Here is a 14,776-nt window from a genome sequence, read left to right on the forward strand (position 1 = left end):
ATTGTTGTAGCTAATTGATAATTAATTATATTTTTAATGGTAATTAGGAATATGACGGGTTCGTCAAGCTTGTATTCAGGGATGTGCTGATGCAAATCAGGAGGGATGTATATGGGTTCTTAGCGAATTTTTTACCAAATTTTTATCATTTTTGTCTGATGGTTTTGTCGTACCATAATGCATGCCGATGTGAATATAGCTGGAATCAATCAATATGAGCAATCCACCCATAGACAAAAAAGCCCAGATTAATTTCTGGTATATCCTGACCGCAATACTGGCGATCCTGTTTATTCAGAATCTCTATAACGAATATACACGCGTTGAGCCCATTCCTTATAGCCGTTTCCAGATATTGCTGGACAAGGGACAGATTGAGGAGGTGGCGATCAGCGAGAACCATATTTATGGCAAACTGCGGTCAACTGCCAGTGAGGGCTTCGCGGAGTTTGTCACTACCCGGGTGGAGCCTGATCTGGCTGAGATGCTGGACAGGCATGGCGTGGTTTATACGGGCATTATTCGCAGCACCTGGTTTCGTGACATTCTTTCATGGATTTTACCGGTGGCGATTTTTATTGGCATCTGGTTGTTTATTATCCGGCGCATGAGTCAAAGCATGATGGGTGGCGGTGGCATGATGTCGATTGGCAAAAGCCGCGCCAAGGTTTATGTGGAAAAAGAAACCAAGGTGACCTTTGCTGATGTGGCCGGTGTGGATGAAGCGAAGGATGAGTTGATCGAGATTGTCAATTTTCTGAAAAATCCGGTAGATTACAGCCGACTGGGCGGACGCGCGCCCAAAGGGATTTTGCTGGTGGGGCCGCCGGGAACAGGTAAAACATTGCTGGCAAGAGCGGTTGCCGGAGAAGCGGGTGTCCCATTTTTCTCAATTTCCGGTTCTGAATTTGTGGAAATGTTTGTCGGTGTGGGGGCAGCACGGGTGCGGGATTTGTTTGAGCAGGCACGGCAGATGGCGCCAGCCATTATTTTTATTGATGAACTGGATTCGCTTGGGCGCGCACGTGGTGCAACCGGGTTGGGTGGTCATGATGAAAAAGAGCAAACGCTGAATCAATTGCTGGCGGAACTCGATGGTTTTGATCCTTCCGGCGGGATTGTGTTGCTGGCGGCAACAAACCGGCCGGAGATTCTTGATGCGGCGCTGCTACGCGCCGGACGTTTTGATCGGCAGGTTTTGGTGGATCGTCCGGATAAAAAAGGTCGTGAGCAAATTCTTGCGGTGCATATTCCCAAGATCAAGCTGGATCAAGATGTAGAAGTTGAAAAAATCGCGGCCTTGACGCCTGGTTTCACGGGAGCTGATTTGGCGAATCTGATCAATGAAGCCGCGCTGCTGGCTACACGCCGCAAAGCGACTGCGGTATCGATGGATGATTTCAATAATGCTGTCGAGCGTATTGTCGCTGGATTGGAGAAGCGTAATCGTTTGCTGAACCCGGTGGAGAGAAAAACGGTGGCTTATCATGAACTGGGGCATGCAATCGTTGCGTTATCGTTGCCGGGGAGTGATGAAGTGCACAAGGTTTCGATTATTCCACGAGGGGTAGGAGCGTTGGGTTATACCATCCAGCGTCCAACGGAAGATCGGTTTCTGATGACGCGTAAGGAGCTGGAAAATAAAATGGCGGTATTATTGGGCGGACGTGCAGCCGAGCAGGTTATTTTTGGGGAGGTTTCGACTGGTGCATCGGATGATCTGGCTCGCGCAACCGATATGGCGCGCGCGATGGTTTTGCGTTACGGTATGAGCGATGCCTTGGGGAATGTTACCTATGATCGTGAGCGTTCCGCATTTCTGGAACCTGGGATCCCCATGCCGCAGAGTCGTGAATACAGCGAAGATACCGCCAACAAGGTGGATCACGCAGTGCGTGCCCTGGTTGATGGTGCCCTTGAACGCGCAATCAACATATTGAACAGAAACCGAGCACAGCTTGAACAGGCTGCGGAAAAATTACTGAAAACCGAAACGCTGAACCAGCCGGAATTATTGAAACTGAAAAAGATAATTGTTGCGGATGAGGCTTGAGCGCTACTCTTTTACATACATAACCCTATGCGATTACTGATAGTTTCTGGAATGCTGTTTTTTACATCGGTAGTGGCTGCCGATGCGCCTGTAGAGGTGGCTGACACGATGGCAGAACGGGTTAAATCCTGCATGCTGTGTCATGGTGATCAGGACAAAACCGGCCTGGACGCCTATTACCCACGTATCACCGGTAAACCAGCAGGTTATCTTCTTAATCAACTGGTTAATTTTCGTGATGGTAAACGTTACTATCAACCCATGGCCATATTGCTGGAAAATCTGACGGATGAATACTTGCAGGAGATGGCAGAATATTTTGCTGCTCAGCCATACGATTATCCGTTACCCCGGTCACATGCCTTGCTGCCGACAACCGTACAGGAAATACAGGTACTCATTGATTCTGGTGATGCTACACGTGATCTTCCAGCATGCAGTGCATGCCATGGAGCTGATTTGATGGGAATCAAGCCTTTTATTCCCGGATTGCTGGGATTGCCTTCTGCTTATCTGGCGGCGCAGTTCGGCGGCTGGCGCAATGGCGGTATCATGCGTGGTCAGACTCCAGATTGCATGTCAGAAATTGCTAAAAAATTATCGCAGGAGGAGGTAAATGCATTGACTTTGTGGCTACCGGCGCAGGCAGTAAGTGGAGAACCGGCTGAACAGGATGCGCTTGTAGAGGGAGCAGCTGAACGTTGCAAATCGATTTTTTCAATGGGAAGAATAATTACACCATGATTGAACTTACCTCTGTTCGATGCGTTAACCGATTGCAGCTTGTGTGGTTATTCTCTGGCTGGCTGTTCGGTATTCTGTTCTTTGCTACGGTTGGGGCGACTGCAAATGTGATGGAAACAAAACAGCAGCGAGGTGCTTATTTGACGCGAGTGGCTAATTGTGCGGGTTGTCATACTGCCCGGGGCGGAGCGGCCTACGCAGGTGGGCGCATACTGAACACCCCCTTTGGGGAGTTTGTAACGTCAAATATTACACCGGATGCCGAAACTGGATTAGGGCGATGGAGTGAGGAAGATTTCTGGCAGGCACTGCATCATGGTAAATCGAAGGATGGGCGTTATTTATATCCTGCTTTTCCCTATACCGAGTACACCAGGATTTCGCGGCAGGATGCAGATGCCATTTTCAGCTATTTGCAATCAGTGGCGCCAGTCAGGCAGATAAATCCTGAGCACAATATCCACGCACCTTACGATAAGCAGTTTTTGTTATTTTTGTGGCGTGCCTGGTATTTCAAGGAGGGTGTCTATCAGCCGGATAGCACTAAAAGCCAGGAATGGAATCGTGGTGCTTATCTGGTTGAAGGACTGGGGCACTGCAATGCCTGTCATACCGCACGCAATGTCTGGGGTGCCAGCAAGGATAATCAACCACTTGGTGGTGAAATCATTGGTTCACGCTGGTATGCGCCTTCTCTGATTTCAATACAGCAAGCCGGTGTGGGCCACTGGTCAATAGAGGACATCGTCGAGTTGTTATCCACTGGCATCAATCAGCACGCAGTCACATCTGGCCCTATGGCGACTATCGTCCGGCAGAGCCTGCAATACCTGACAGCTGAGGATCAGCGTGCTATGGCAGTTTATCTTAAGTCGCTTGGAGAGCAGGATAAGAATCCACAGCCCAAACACAAAATTCCACCGATGCCCGAGGTTGTCCGCCAATATCTGGCGCGGGGCGAGAGTATTTATGAGAAACATTGCCAGGATTGTCATGGAAAATTTGGGCAAGGTGCGCCAGGTATTTATCCACCACTTGCGGGAAATCGTGCTGTCATGATGAGCTCTCCACGAAATGTGATACGCAGTGTGTTATATGGCGGATACGCACCCGTTACCGCTGGAAATCCAAGACCGTATGGCATGCCACCCTACCAGCACATCATTCGTGACATCGAGATTTCACAGGTAATTTCCTATATTCGTAACGCTTGGGGAAATTTTGGCAGCCTGGTCAGCCCCGATGAAATTGACCAGGGTAGGGGAAGTGAACATTGAGTTGCCCGGTAATAGTCAAGATTAATTTGAAGCAGTGTTATATTTCAGTTAGAATCTCGGCTCTGTTGTAGTCGTAGTAATAGGCGCGTAGCTCAGCTGGTTAGAGCACCACCTTGACATGGTGGGGGTCGTTGGTTCGAGTCCAATCGCGCCTACCAGAGTTTTCCGGTTTGACAGGGTAATCTTGAACCGGCAAAAACCTGGTTGAAACTTGACTACTCATGATCCTCTGTCTTGTAGAAGGCAATTTGCATTTAGCGCCAGGATGATCAAAGCCTGCCTGTAAACAACCGTTTCACCTCTACCGAAATTTTATCTGGATTCACTGCGTTGATGTTAATGGGCTGTTATGATAACCCCATCATGATATGGCTTTTTTATGCGCCCGGTAAGCCAGCAGGTAAGGATAAAACAGACTTACCCAAACCAAAAATATATCAGGTTTTTTAAATATTGAGGGTACGTCGTTACGCTAAAAGAGTCATGGTGACCGTCTTGCACGGTCAAACCGCACGCTACGGAATTTCAGCATGTTGTTTCGCATGCGATAACGTCCCATTGACTACTTTAATTCTTGTTTCACGACGTTTCCTGGCAAGCAGTCAATCGTATTGCTTGTGCATTACTCGGTGAAAATACCTTGGATTCTGCTTCTTGCCAGGGAAGCCAGCAATAACCCAGATGTTCCCGTGTGGAAATATCGATTGGACAGATTCCCGGCAAAATCAGGCTAAAAACATGTTCGGTGTTGTGGGTGATGCCCGGGGCGTAGCGCCATCGCCACTCGGGATAAATTGCATACCGATTGCTCGTTTGCCAATCAGTTAGCGGGTAGTCATTACTGTTCAGCCCTGTTTCTTCCTTGATTTCCCGGGCGGCTGTTTCTAATAAGGTTTCACCCGGTTCCTGGCTGCCGGTAACGGATTGCCAGTAGCCGGGGTGGTCTGCGCGTTCCAGGAGCAGTATTTGCAAATCAAGCGTGTGAATGACCACCAGTACGGATACAGGGTGCTTGAAATGTGACCCTTCAGTCGACGATGGAGGCATATCGCGTACAGATGGGCAACTGGATCATCATCGAAAGTAGCTAGCTGGTAGTTTGATCGCTTTTCCGCAGTCTTATGTGTAATTCCTGTAGCTGTTTTTCTGCAACAGTGCTGGGTGCGTGAGTCAGCATGCACTGGGCGCGCTGCGTTTTGGGGAAGGCGATAACATCGCGTATCGAGTCCGTACCCGTCATCATTGCCACGATACGATCCAGACCAAAGGCAATGCCACCATGCGGCGGCGCGCCGTACTGAAGAGCGTCAAGCAGAAAACCAAACTTTTCCTGCGCTTCTTCATCTGAGATATTCAATGCTTGAAATACTTTGCTTTGCACGGTTTGTTGATGAATCCGCACAGAGCCTCCTCCGATTTCTACGCCATTTAGCACCATATCATAGGCGCGCGACAACGCCTTGCCCGGATCGGAAGTCAGAAGATCTTCATGGCCTGGTTTGGGAGAAGTGAAGGGGTGGTGCAATGCCTGCCAGCGGTTTTCTTCCTCGTTCCACTCAAACATCGGGAAATCCACTACCCATAATGGTTTCCAGGTATTTTCCGCAAAACCGCGTTCATGGCCGATTTTGATACGTAGTGCGCCTAGCGCATCATTGACAATTTTGGCTTTGTCCGCGCCAAAGAAGATCAGATCTCCCGATTTTGCACTGGTACGTTTGAGAATTTCCTGAATGATCTGCTCAGGCAGAAATTTCAGAATGGGCGATTGCAGTCCTTCCAGCCCTTTTTCTAAATCATTGACCTTGATATAGGCCAGCCCTCCCGCACCATAAATTGCGACAAATCGAGTGTAATCTTCAATTTCCTTGCGGGATAATTCCGCGCCATTAGGAATACATAATGCAGCTACCCGGCCACCGGGAGTTTGTGCGGCGTCAAGAAAAACCTTGAAGGTAACGGTCTGCATCAGATCGGTCAATTCGGTCAACACCAGCGGGATACGTAAATCCGGCTTGTCCGAGCCGTAATAGAACATGGCATCAGCGTAAGTGATTCTGGGGAAGGGGTCTGCCAGCGTCACAGCCATGACGTCAGCAAACAATTGCCGCATCATGTGTTCCATCAGCTCCGTGATTTCATCTTCCGACAGAAAGGACGTCTCAATATCGATCTGCGTAAATTCCGGCTGGCGATCCGCGCGTAAGTCTTCGTCACGGAAACATCGCGTGATCTGATAGTAGCGATCAAACCCGGACACCATCAGCAGTTGCTTGAACAACTGGGGGGATTGTGGCAGCGCAAAGAAATGGCAGGCATTGACGCGTGAAGGAACGAGATAATCGCGTGCACCCTCTGGAGTGGATTTGGTCAACATCGGTGTTTCGATATCGATAAAACCGTGCTGGTCCAGAAAAACTCGTGCCGCCATACTGACTTTGTGTCGTAGCAGCAGATTACGCTGCATTGCCGGACGACGCAGATCAAGATAGCGGTATTCAAGCCGTATCGCTTCACTCAGATGTTCATCATCGATCTGGAAAGGGGGCGTGAGAGAGGCATTGAGAATCTCTACCTGATCCGCCAGCACTTCTATATCACCAGAAAAAATTCCCGTATTGATAGTGCCTTCTGGACGATGACGTACGCGGCCGTTTACTTTAATAACAAATTCGCTGCGAATAATTTCGGCAATATGGAAAGCAGTTTTATTATCAGGATCAAATACGATCTGCACGATACCAGCACGATCACGCAGGTCGATAAAAATGACTCCACCATGATCACGCCGACGATGCACCCATCCGTATAAGGTTACGGTTTTATCCAGAAAACTTTTGTTGATGGCGCCGCAATAATCAGTACGCATAAGAAGTAATTTTTAGGAATAGAAAAATGGTGTATTTCTTGACAATGTCAGGGTCAAGCGTCAGCTTTCAGCAGGAGTGGCGGTAGTGGCGGTTGACGCAGGTGTTGATTCAGCGCTGCTTACCTTTGTTCCCGCATCTGTTTGAACTGTTTCAGCTTTTTTTTCATTCTGGCTGGCTGAATCCGGTTTGTTTACTTTTTTATCTTTAAAATCAGTGGCATACCAGCCACTTCCTTTTAGCCTGAACCCTGCTGCAGAGACTTTTTTGATGTACTCGCTACTGTTACACGCCGGGCAATACGGCACCGGCGCATCACTCATTTTTTGGAAATGCTCTTTTGCGAATCCGCAAGCATGGCAAACATATTCGTAAATTGGCATTCTTACTCCAGTAATTAAATTCACAGAAACAAACAGGCATTATACTGAACCATCAGCGTACCTGCTTGTGCGCACGATGATAGTAATGGTGGCTATACGCGGTTGCCACAAATTAAAACTACCCGGAAAACAGGGTTGGGTGAGTGAGTTCACGAATCTTTGGCAACCGATGCGGCATCCTGCTTTCTGCCATATCTGTCTTCAAAACGAACAATATCATCTTCGCCAAGATAAGTGCCAGACTGCACCTCGATGATTTCCAGCGGTACCCGGCCCGGGTTTTCCAGGCGATGTGATGTACCCAATGGAATGTAGGTGGATTCGTTCTCACTGACCAGGTAGGTTTTATCAGCACGTGTAACCTGAGCGGTACCACGCACCACGATCCAGTGTTCCGCCCGATGGTGGTGCATTTGCAGCGACAATGCCGCTCCGGGATTGACCACAATACGTTTGACCTGGAAACGCTCGCCTGCGTCAATGGCATCGTACCAGCCCCAGGGGCGATAGATTTTGCGATGCGACCGAATCTCAGGGCGTGACCGGAGTTTGAGCAGATCGACAATTTTCTTGACGTCCTGAGTATTTTTCTGATGCACTACCAGAATGGCATCCGATGTCTCAACGATCACCATATCATCAATTCCCACGCAGGCAACCAGCCGGTGTTCGGAAAATGCCAGCGTATTGCGGCAGGAATGCAACAGCGCATCACCACGCACGACATTACCGGATTCATTTTTGGGAAGCGTGCGCCACAATGCATCCCATGCGCCAATGTCCGACCAGCCGGCAGACAGCGGAACGATTGCACCAGAAGGCAGAGCAGGATTATCGGCTGCAAACCGCTCCATCACCGCATAATCTATGGAATCACTCGGGCAGGCGGCGAAATCGGATGCGTCCAGCCGATGAAAATCCCCGTCAATGGTGGCATGCTCCCAGGCGGCACGGCAGGCTTCAAGCATGTCAGGATGACATTGGCCGATAGCGGATAACCAGACAGAAGCACGCATCATGAACATGCCGCTATTCCATAAATAATTCCCTGCCTGCAGATAAGTCTGCGCAGTTGCCTGATCTGGTTTCTCCACGAAGCGAATCAGTTGTAAAGCATTCAATTCCGCGAGTGCCGCACCTGTTTGAATATAGCCAAAACCGGTTTCAGGGGTGTCTGGGTGAACGCCAAAGGTAACCAGCATATTGCTGTCAGCTAATGATATGCCCTTGCTGACAGCGGATTGGAAGGCTGTGATATCGGTAATTGTGTGATCGGAAGGCATGACCAGCAAAATCGGATCACGTTCGTCGCTGCTGGCGGCCAGCGCTGCGATGGTTAAAGCCGGGGCCGTATTTCGTCCGCATGGTTCCAGGATGATGGTGCTTTTTTTATGGATAACGCGCAATTGTTCTGCGATGACAAATCGGTATTCTTCGTTGCTGATGATGATAGGTGATTGCACCGCAATATTTTCCAGCCCATCCAGACGACGCGAGGTCGCCTGCAGCAATGATTCCTCATTAGTCAGCGGCAGCAGCTGTTTGGGATATTGTTCGCGTGATAACGGCCACAGACGAGTACCGGAGCCACCGGAGAGAATGACGGGAACGAGTGATGGTTTCATGTCTAATCTTATTTACTGATAAAGGAAGCGGTGTTTACTTAAAATTTAAATATCTTTCAGCTCGTCAGTCAGAATATCGACAATGCGTTCGGCCGCTCTGCCATCCCATAGATGCGGTCTGCGTCCGGTTTTGCCCTGACCTTGCCGGATTTTATTGACTTCCGCCACGATTTGCGCGGGGTCAGTACCCACCAGAGTGTTGGTGCCTTCCTCCACCGTGACAGGGCGTTCAGTATTTTCGCGGAGGGTGATGCACGGAATGCCCAGCGCAGTCGTTTCCTCCTGAAGCCCGCCACTGTCGGTGAGGACGACCGCCGCATCTTTCCACAGATGGAGAAAAGACATATAGGCCTGTGGGCCAATGAGCGTAATGTTCGGACCCAAATCAATCGCAAATTTCTGTAGATTGGCGCGGGTGCGCGGATGGACCGGAAAAACCAGTGGCAGGCTTTCGGCAATTTCTTTGAGCGCCTTGCCAAGACGGATAAAAATCTCCGCATCATCCACGTTACTGGGTCGATGCAGCGTGATGACACCATAAGCCTGCCCTGATAACGCATGTTTGATGCCATGCGTTTCAAAGTGGCTGGTATCGGCACGGGCGAGCTTGTCGGCCTGGTAAAGCAGATTATCGACCATGACGTGTCCGACATGATGAATCGCGGAGGCTGGCTTGCCTTCCCGCAAAAGATTTTCCAGCCCGCTGGGCTCCGTTACAAAAAACCAGTTGGTGATGCTATCGGTGACTAAACGGTTAATTTCTTCCGGCATGCGCATATCGCCGCTTCGTAATCCCGCTTCAACATGCGCAACTGGAATGTGCAGTTTCTGGGCAACGATCGAACATGCCAGAGTTGAATTAACGTCACCCACGACCAGCACAGCATCCGGGCGGCTATCCAGGCAGTACTCCTCAAATGCCAGCATGATTTTGGCTGTTTGTTGCGAATGACTGCCGCCACCGGCCGCCATAAAAATGTCGGGCGTGGGAATACCCAGCTCATCAAAAAAAACATCATTCATTTCCTTGTCATAGTGCTGACCGGTATGCACAATTTTGTAGGATAGTTTGTCTTGATGCTGCAAAGCACGCACGATCGGCGCAATTTTCATGAAATTGGGGCGTGCCCCGGCAATCAAGTGGATTTGTTTTGGCATGAAGGTCCTGGTTGAGTTGATTTTGGCAAAGTCAGAGCAGATGGTAGCGAATTCCGGTTGCCGGAGTCGGAATGAAATTAATTGTTTTTAGCAGTCTTTTCATTAAATAGCGTCCAACCTATCGGCAAGGCCTGACTGATGATACCTTTGTCTACAGGTAATGATTTGTCGAGAGGGTGCTCATTTTACTTGTAATCAGTGGAGTCGTTCTGGTTTATCATGCAACAGCAATATTCTGCAAACAAAGGAGATTCTATGAAAAATTTTCAAAAAATGAACATACCGGTTATGTTGTGTACATTGATGATTGCAGGCTGTGCGTCTAACGGAGGTGGTGGAATCATTCATAATCCGCTGAACGAAAGTATCGCATCCGCAAATCAGACCAATCAGGTAATTCAGGGTGCCGGTCAATCGCTTGGTGGCGGAATGGGAGCCGTGAATACGATTACTGGTGGACAAGGTGGAATCGTCCAGCTTTTGGCAAACCAGTTAGGCATCTCGCCAAATCAGGCAGCCGGTGGTGCGGGTTCGATATTCCGAACGGCCCGTGAGAATATGACACCACAAGCATTTGAAACGGTGGCGCAATCGATTCCCGGTATGGATGATTTATTGGCAGCGGCTCCAGCGTTGCCTGCTACGGGTCTTCCGGGAGGCGTCTCCTCGATACTGGGGAGTAACAGTCAATTAGGAAGTGTGGCGGGGCTGGCGTCTGCTTTTCAACAGTTAAACCTGTCGCCGGATATGATTGGACAATTCATTCCGATCATCACTCGTTCCCTTGAATCTACCGGAGGCTCAGCGGCAGCCGGCCTGTTGCGGTCCGCGCTGAATATGCCTTGATTTCAGTGGCTGGATTCATCCGGCAAACGATTGGATCGCGGCTCTCTCCTCGCGCGATCTAATCGGATTTGTTTCAGGTATTAACCTCAACAAACGAGGTTGAGGAATGGGGCATCGGGATATGTTGACCTTCTTCTTTAAGCCCTTCAATGTGGAACTCGATAGCTTCCTGAATAAGTTGCAGGGCTTCTTGTGATGATTCGCCCACAGCTATGCAGCCCGGAAGGTCAGGTACATAGGCACCGAAACCTGTGGGGCCTTCTTCGATAATAACCATATAACGCATATAAACCTCTACTGCTTAAACTCCGCTTGTTTTAAAACATTGATAAGCGTTCCAGGCGGGACATCCGCGCTGGGCTTTCCAGCAACTGTGACCATACCTGATTTGATGGGATGGTGAAATTGTTGATGACTTCCTTTCTGCCGTACCTGCTGCCAACATGTCCGGCGCAAAATTAAACACATGCTTACACCAAAAGATATAGCCCGCCAGTGGCACAAATGTGAAAAACATAACAATGCCAGGATCACCTGAATTTGCCCCAACCCTTCTACAAGGGGAAAACCAGGGTCAGATGAACTACCGGGCTCGTCCAACGAACAATTCAATCGCCACTCGTTCCTCGCGCGATCTAACTTTATACATTGAAATATCAAATCACAATAATATATAATTTAATATTTCATTTTCTGTTAAATTGTTATGACCAATATGCTGATAATTGACTGGCCAGCTTTTACACCACTTAGCGCCATGCTTGGCGGGGTGATCATTGGTCTGGCGACCACTGCGCTGCTGATCGTAACGGGCCGTGTTGCCGGTATTTCCGGGATAGTTGGCGGGTTGTTCAGATTGTCGCAAGGAGACAGGGGTTGGCGCATTGCTTTTATTGCCGGGTTATTAATGGCCCCATGGATTTATCGTTGGATAGCGGTGCTGCCACCCGTTGAAATCCGTACCAGCTATGGTCTGCTTGTGCTGGCAGGTTTGATCGTGGGAATAGGTACCCGTTATGGTTCGGGGTGTACCAGCGGACATGGCGTGTGTGGACTTTCGCGTCTGTCGCCGCGTTCAATCGTGGCCACCATTATTTTTATTACTACTGCGATGGCAACGACCTACGTTATCCGTCATGTCACATTTTGAGAAAGCAAAAATCATGATTATTCAGCTCGCAACCGCACTCATCTCGGGCATCATTTTTGGTATCGGACTGATCGTATCCGGTATGTTCAACCCGGCCAAGGTACTGGGGTTTCTGGATATTGCCGGGCAATGGGATCCCTCGCTGATTTTTGTGATGGCAGGTGCGATCAGTATCGGATTTTTCGCATTCAGGATGGCAAAAAAACGTGGAAAAACATGGCTGGCAACGCCCCTTTATCTGCCGGACAACAACGCGATCGATGTACGTTTGATCTTGGGCAGCGTACTGTTTGGCGTGGGTTGGGGGGTCGCTGGCATCTGCCCTGGGCCTGCGCTGGTGCTTGCTGGGTCAGGATATACGGAAGGAATCATTTTTGTGATGGCCATGCTGGCTGGCATGGCCATTTTTGAGCAACTGGAAAAGCGGCGCGCCATGCGTCGTTGATGTCAATCCCCCATGTAGTGCAGTATTACCGCTTCGTATCATCTCCTGTGAGTCAGGATTGACTGGCTCACTCACTCACATCTGTTTTTCACTCCCTTCAAAAAACTAAAGGGCACCTCTAAAGTTTGTGGACATATCAGCCGTTAGCGCATTCGTACAGACGAGCTTGAATAGTCCGTTAATCACAGGAATGGAGAGAGTGAAGAAAATAGCGACTCACAAAGGGTTTACCCTGCTGGAGCTGATGATCACACTCAGCATTGCCGCCATTCTGGCATCCGTGGCGGTGCCCAGCTATCAGTCAACAATGGCGCAATCCCGCTTGACCGCGCAGGCAAATGAATTGGTCACGTCACTTTATTATGCCCGCTCCGAAGCAGTAAAACGTGGAGCGCGCGTCACCATCTGCACCAGCAGTAGCGGGACGAATTGCACCAATGGCAGCGGATGGCAGAATGGCTGGCTGATCTTCAGCGATGGCGGCGTGGCCGGATCCATCGACGGAACGGATGAAATATTACGGGTTTTCCCTGCGCTGGCTGGCAGTACGCTGGGAGGCGGGGGAAACTATAGTAACTGGCTTTCTTATCAATCAAATGGACGCAGCCAGGGAAGCGGCGGTCTGTCCAATGGAACCTTCAGTCTTTGTAATCATAACCAGGGCCGCACGATCACGCTGAATAATGCGGGCCGTCCAAGCGTACAAAAGGTGTCTACATGTTAATCACGAAAAAAAGCAGTCACTGCCATCAACAAACCGGTGTCAGCATGATTGAAGTACTGGTTGCGATCATGATTTTGTCAGTTGGTCTACTGGGGCTGGCCGGGCTGCAATCAGCCGGACTCACGCACAATCAGAGTGCTAACTCCCGTTCCTCTGCTTCAATGCTTGCTTATGGCCTGCTGGACAGTATGCGGGCAAACAAGGTGGTCGCTGAAGGGGGTGCCTACGATATTGGGCTGGGCGTCACGCCGGCTGGAGGAAGCACCATGACCAGTCAGGACACCAGTCAGGACGTAAACAACTGGCTGAATGAACTGGCAATGGCCTTGCCCGATGGAACCGGGGCGATCGTCACCGATGCCAGCGGCAAAGTAACTATCACCATTCAGTGGGATGACAGCCGGGGCGTCTTGCCCGCGCAACAGTTTGTCATGACTACCCAACTGTAAGCATCATGATAACCCTATCGGCAAAAATGGCTTATCCCCGCCAGCAGCAGGGCCTGACGCTGGTGGAAATTATGGTGGCGCTGACAATCGGTATGGTCTTGCTGGGTGGTGTCATCACCATTCTGGTATCCAGCCAGCAAACCTACCGGGTCAACGAAGCGCTGGCGCGCATCCAGGAAAACTCACGCTTTGCTTTTCAGTTGCTGAGCCGGGATATCCGAATGGCGGGCTACATGGGGTGCGTGGGCGAGGGTACCGTGCCGGTTAACACTCTGAACAATTCAACCGATTATTTATGGAATTTCGGTCAGCCGATCCAGGGATATGAAGCCACTGACAGTAGCTGGATGCCCGCACTGCCAACAGAAATTACCAGCCCGCTGAGTGGGCGCGATATTCTGATACTGCGCGGGGTGGATGGGTCGGATACCCGTGTCATTTCGCATCCAGGAGGCGGTGTTGACGGGCCGGGCTCGGCTAATCTCAAGGTAACGGCTGGCAGTGGCCTGCAAGATAATGACATCGTGCTGGTAACGGATTGCCTGGCAGCGGCCGTTTTCCAGATTACGAATATCAGCACGTCCGCCGTGCAGGATAACATCGTGCATGACACCGGTACTGGCGTGCCAGGGAATGCAACCAAAAATCTGGGGCAATCCTTTGAGGGCGGGGAGGTCGTCAGAATATCCACGCGCAGCTACTACGTGCGCACCAATCCCAACGGCAATGCTGCGCTTTACTGGAGGCAGGGAAATACCGCCGCCGAAGAGTTGGTGGAAGGTGTCGAAGAGATGCAGATTGATTATGGCGTGGATACGGATGGTAACCGGGCGGCTGATGTCTACCAAACCGCTGACCTGGTGGTTGACTGGGAAAATGTTGTCAGTGTCCGCATCAATCTGCTGATGCAATCAACGGAAGACAACATTACCAGCCAGCCCCAGACGTATACCTTTAATGGCACCGTGACCACACCGGCTGATCGCCGCCTGCGAAAAACCTATTCGACGGTTATTGCATTGCGTAATCGTACTTCTTGATCACTGGAGACCAAA

At 50.0% G+C, this 14,776-nt stretch carries 16 protein-coding genes and 1 tRNA gene; 10 read left to right on the forward strand and 7 right to left on the reverse strand.

All coding sequences use genetic code 11. The features are described from left to right. Positions 1–214: 214 nt before the first annotated feature. The 4 genes from ftsH to IPG31_02740 all read left to right on the forward strand — a co-directional run bounded on the left by ftsH (position 215) and on the right by IPG31_02740 (position 4,232). Entirely contained in the window at positions 215–2,053 is a 1,839-nt protein-coding gene (gene ftsH / locus IPG31_02725) for an ATP-dependent zinc metalloprotease FtsH (GenBank protein ID MBK6617306.1), read from the forward strand. Between the two features lie 27 nt (positions 2,054–2,080). Then, complete coding sequence (locus IPG31_02730) at positions 2,081–2,797, forward strand: cytochrome c4 (protein ID MBK6617307.1); 717 nt, start codon at positions 2,081–2,083, stop codon at positions 2,795–2,797. Then, positions 2,794–4,074, forward strand: coding sequence for a cytochrome c (locus IPG31_02735; protein ID MBK6617308.1), 1,281 nt, complete (start codon positions 2,794–2,796; stop codon positions 4,072–4,074). Before IPG31_02730 ends, IPG31_02735 begins: the two co-directional genes overlap by 4 nt. A gap of 81 nt (positions 4,075–4,155) precedes the next feature. Then, positions 4,156–4,232: transfer RNA gene (locus IPG31_02740), tRNA-Val, on the forward strand. Between the two features lie 421 nt (positions 4,233–4,653). Here the strand turns inward: IPG31_02740 and nudB are convergent. From nudB to wecB, 5 genes are all read right to left on the reverse strand, one after another. Beyond that, positions 4,654–5,121, reverse strand: a complete 468-nt coding sequence (gene nudB, locus IPG31_02745) for a dihydroneopterin triphosphate diphosphatase (protein ID MBK6617309.1) — start codon at positions 5,119–5,121, stop codon at positions 4,654–4,656. 40 nt (positions 5,122–5,161) lie between these two features. Then, positions 5,162–6,943 (reverse strand): aspartate--tRNA ligase, encoded by a 1,782-nt coding sequence (aspS, locus tag IPG31_02750; GenBank protein ID MBK6617310.1) that lies wholly within the window; start codon positions 6,941–6,943, stop codon positions 5,162–5,164. A gap of 60 nt (positions 6,944–7,003) precedes the next feature. Continuing rightward, positions 7,004–7,324 carry a zinc ribbon domain-containing protein gene (locus IPG31_02755; GenBank protein MBK6617311.1) on the reverse strand — a complete coding sequence of 107 codons (321 nt, stop codon included), beginning with the start codon at positions 7,322–7,324 and terminating at the stop codon, positions 7,004–7,006. Positions 7,325–7,473: 149 nt separating this feature from the next. After that, complete coding sequence (locus tag IPG31_02760; GenBank protein ID MBK6617312.1) at positions 7,474–8,949, reverse strand: mannose-1-phosphate guanylyltransferase/mannose-6-phosphate isomerase; 1,476 nt, start codon at positions 8,947–8,949, stop codon at positions 7,474–7,476. Positions 8,950–8,994: 45 nt separating this feature from the next. Next, complete coding sequence (wecB, locus tag IPG31_02765; protein MBK6617313.1) at positions 8,995–10,107, reverse strand: UDP-N-acetylglucosamine 2-epimerase (non-hydrolyzing); 1,113 nt, start codon at positions 10,105–10,107, stop codon at positions 8,995–8,997. A 255-nt stretch (positions 10,108–10,362) separates the two neighbouring features. Here wecB and IPG31_02770 point away from each other — a divergent pair, with 255 nt between their 5' ends. Then, positions 10,363–10,953, forward strand: coding sequence for a DUF2780 domain-containing protein (locus IPG31_02770; protein MBK6617314.1), 591 nt, complete (start codon positions 10,363–10,365; stop codon positions 10,951–10,953). A gap of 73 nt (positions 10,954–11,026) precedes the next feature. Here IPG31_02770 and IPG31_02775 read toward each other — a convergent pair whose 3' ends face one another. Beyond that, positions 11,027–11,239 carry a type II toxin-antitoxin system HicB family antitoxin gene (locus tag IPG31_02775; GenBank protein MBK6617315.1) on the reverse strand — a complete coding sequence of 71 codons (213 nt, stop codon included), beginning with the start codon at positions 11,237–11,239 and terminating at the stop codon, positions 11,027–11,029. Between the two features lie 8 nt (positions 11,240–11,247). Then, the gene (locus IPG31_02780; protein MBK6617316.1) at positions 11,248–11,421 is read right to left on the reverse strand and encodes a type II toxin-antitoxin system HicA family toxin; all 174 of its coding nucleotides are present in this window, start codon (positions 11,419–11,421) and stop codon (positions 11,248–11,250) included. Positions 11,422–11,668: 247 nt separating this feature from the next. Here IPG31_02780 and IPG31_02785 point away from each other — a divergent pair, with 247 nt between their 5' ends. From IPG31_02785 to IPG31_02805, 5 genes are all read left to right on the forward strand, one after another. Beyond that, positions 11,669–12,103 carry a YeeE/YedE family protein gene (locus IPG31_02785; GenBank protein ID MBK6617317.1) on the forward strand — a complete coding sequence of 145 codons (435 nt, stop codon included), beginning with the start codon at positions 11,669–11,671 and terminating at the stop codon, positions 12,101–12,103. A 13-nt stretch (positions 12,104–12,116) separates the two neighbouring features. Continuing rightward, positions 12,117–12,548 carry a YeeE/YedE family protein gene (locus IPG31_02790; protein MBK6617318.1) on the forward strand — a complete coding sequence of 144 codons (432 nt, stop codon included), beginning with the start codon at positions 12,117–12,119 and terminating at the stop codon, positions 12,546–12,548. Positions 12,549–12,738: 190 nt separating this feature from the next. Continuing rightward, positions 12,739–13,272 (forward strand): GspH/FimT family pseudopilin, encoded by a 534-nt coding sequence (locus tag IPG31_02795; GenBank protein ID MBK6617319.1) that lies wholly within the window; start codon positions 12,739–12,741, stop codon positions 13,270–13,272. Beyond that, entirely contained in the window at positions 13,266–13,721 is a 456-nt protein-coding gene (pilV, locus tag IPG31_02800; protein MBK6617320.1) for a type IV pilus modification protein PilV, read from the forward strand. The genes IPG31_02795 and pilV overlap by 7 nt, the downstream gene beginning before the upstream one ends. Positions 13,722–13,726: 5 nt before the next feature. Next, positions 13,727–14,761 carry a PilW family protein gene (locus tag IPG31_02805; GenBank protein ID MBK6617321.1) on the forward strand — a complete coding sequence of 345 codons (1,035 nt, stop codon included), beginning with the start codon at positions 13,727–13,729 and terminating at the stop codon, positions 14,759–14,761. The last annotated feature ends 15 nt before the right edge of the window (positions 14,762–14,776 follow it).

It is taken from the genome of Nitrosomonas sp. (genome assembly GCA_016703745.1).
GTDB lineage: Bacteria > Pseudomonadota > Gammaproteobacteria > Burkholderiales > Nitrosomonadaceae > Nitrosomonas.

What these genes read in the sequence shown, in the direction of transcription:
- ftsH (MBK6617306.1), top strand. Translation starts at nt 215, where the DNA reads ATGAGCAATCCACCCATAGACAAAAAAGCCCAGATTAATTTCTGGTAT.
- IPG31_02730 (MBK6617307.1), top strand. Translation starts at nt 2,081, where the DNA reads ATGCGATTACTGATAGTTTCTGGAATGCTGTTTTTTACATCGGTAGTG.
- IPG31_02735 (MBK6617308.1), top strand. Translation starts at nt 2,794, where the DNA reads ATGATTGAACTTACCTCTGTTCGATGCGTTAACCGATTGCAGCTTGTG.
- nudB (MBK6617309.1), bottom strand. Translation starts at nt 5,121, where the DNA reads ATGCCTCCATCGTCGACTGAAGGGTCACATTTCAAGCACCCTGTATCC.
- aspS (MBK6617310.1), bottom strand. Translation starts at nt 6,943, where the DNA reads ATGCGTACTGATTATTGCGGCGCCATCAACAAAAGTTTTCTGGATAAA.
- IPG31_02755 (MBK6617311.1), bottom strand. Translation starts at nt 7,324, where the DNA reads ATGCCAATTTACGAATATGTTTGCCATGCTTGCGGATTCGCAAAAGAG.
- IPG31_02760 (MBK6617312.1), bottom strand. Translation starts at nt 8,949, where the DNA reads ATGAAACCATCACTCGTTCCCGTCATTCTCTCCGGTGGCTCCGGTACT.
- wecB (MBK6617313.1), bottom strand. Translation starts at nt 10,107, where the DNA reads ATGCCAAAACAAATCCACTTGATTGCCGGGGCACGCCCCAATTTCATG.
- IPG31_02770 (MBK6617314.1), top strand. Translation starts at nt 10,363, where the DNA reads ATGAAAAATTTTCAAAAAATGAACATACCGGTTATGTTGTGTACATTG.
- IPG31_02775 (MBK6617315.1), bottom strand. Translation starts at nt 11,239, where the DNA reads ATGCGTTATATGGTTATTATCGAAGAAGGCCCCACAGGTTTCGGTGCC.
- IPG31_02780 (MBK6617316.1), bottom strand. Translation starts at nt 11,421, where the DNA reads ATGTGTTTAATTTTGCGCCGGACATGTTGGCAGCAGGTACGGCAGAAA.
- IPG31_02785 (MBK6617317.1), top strand. Translation starts at nt 11,669, where the DNA reads ATGCTGATAATTGACTGGCCAGCTTTTACACCACTTAGCGCCATGCTT.
- IPG31_02790 (MBK6617318.1), top strand. Translation starts at nt 12,117, where the DNA reads ATGATTATTCAGCTCGCAACCGCACTCATCTCGGGCATCATTTTTGGT.
- IPG31_02795 (MBK6617319.1), top strand. Translation starts at nt 12,739, where the DNA reads ATGGAGAGAGTGAAGAAAATAGCGACTCACAAAGGGTTTACCCTGCTG.
- pilV (MBK6617320.1), top strand. Translation starts at nt 13,266, where the DNA reads ATGTTAATCACGAAAAAAAGCAGTCACTGCCATCAACAAACCGGTGTC.
- IPG31_02805 (MBK6617321.1), top strand. Translation starts at nt 13,727, where the DNA reads ATGATAACCCTATCGGCAAAAATGGCTTATCCCCGCCAGCAGCAGGGC.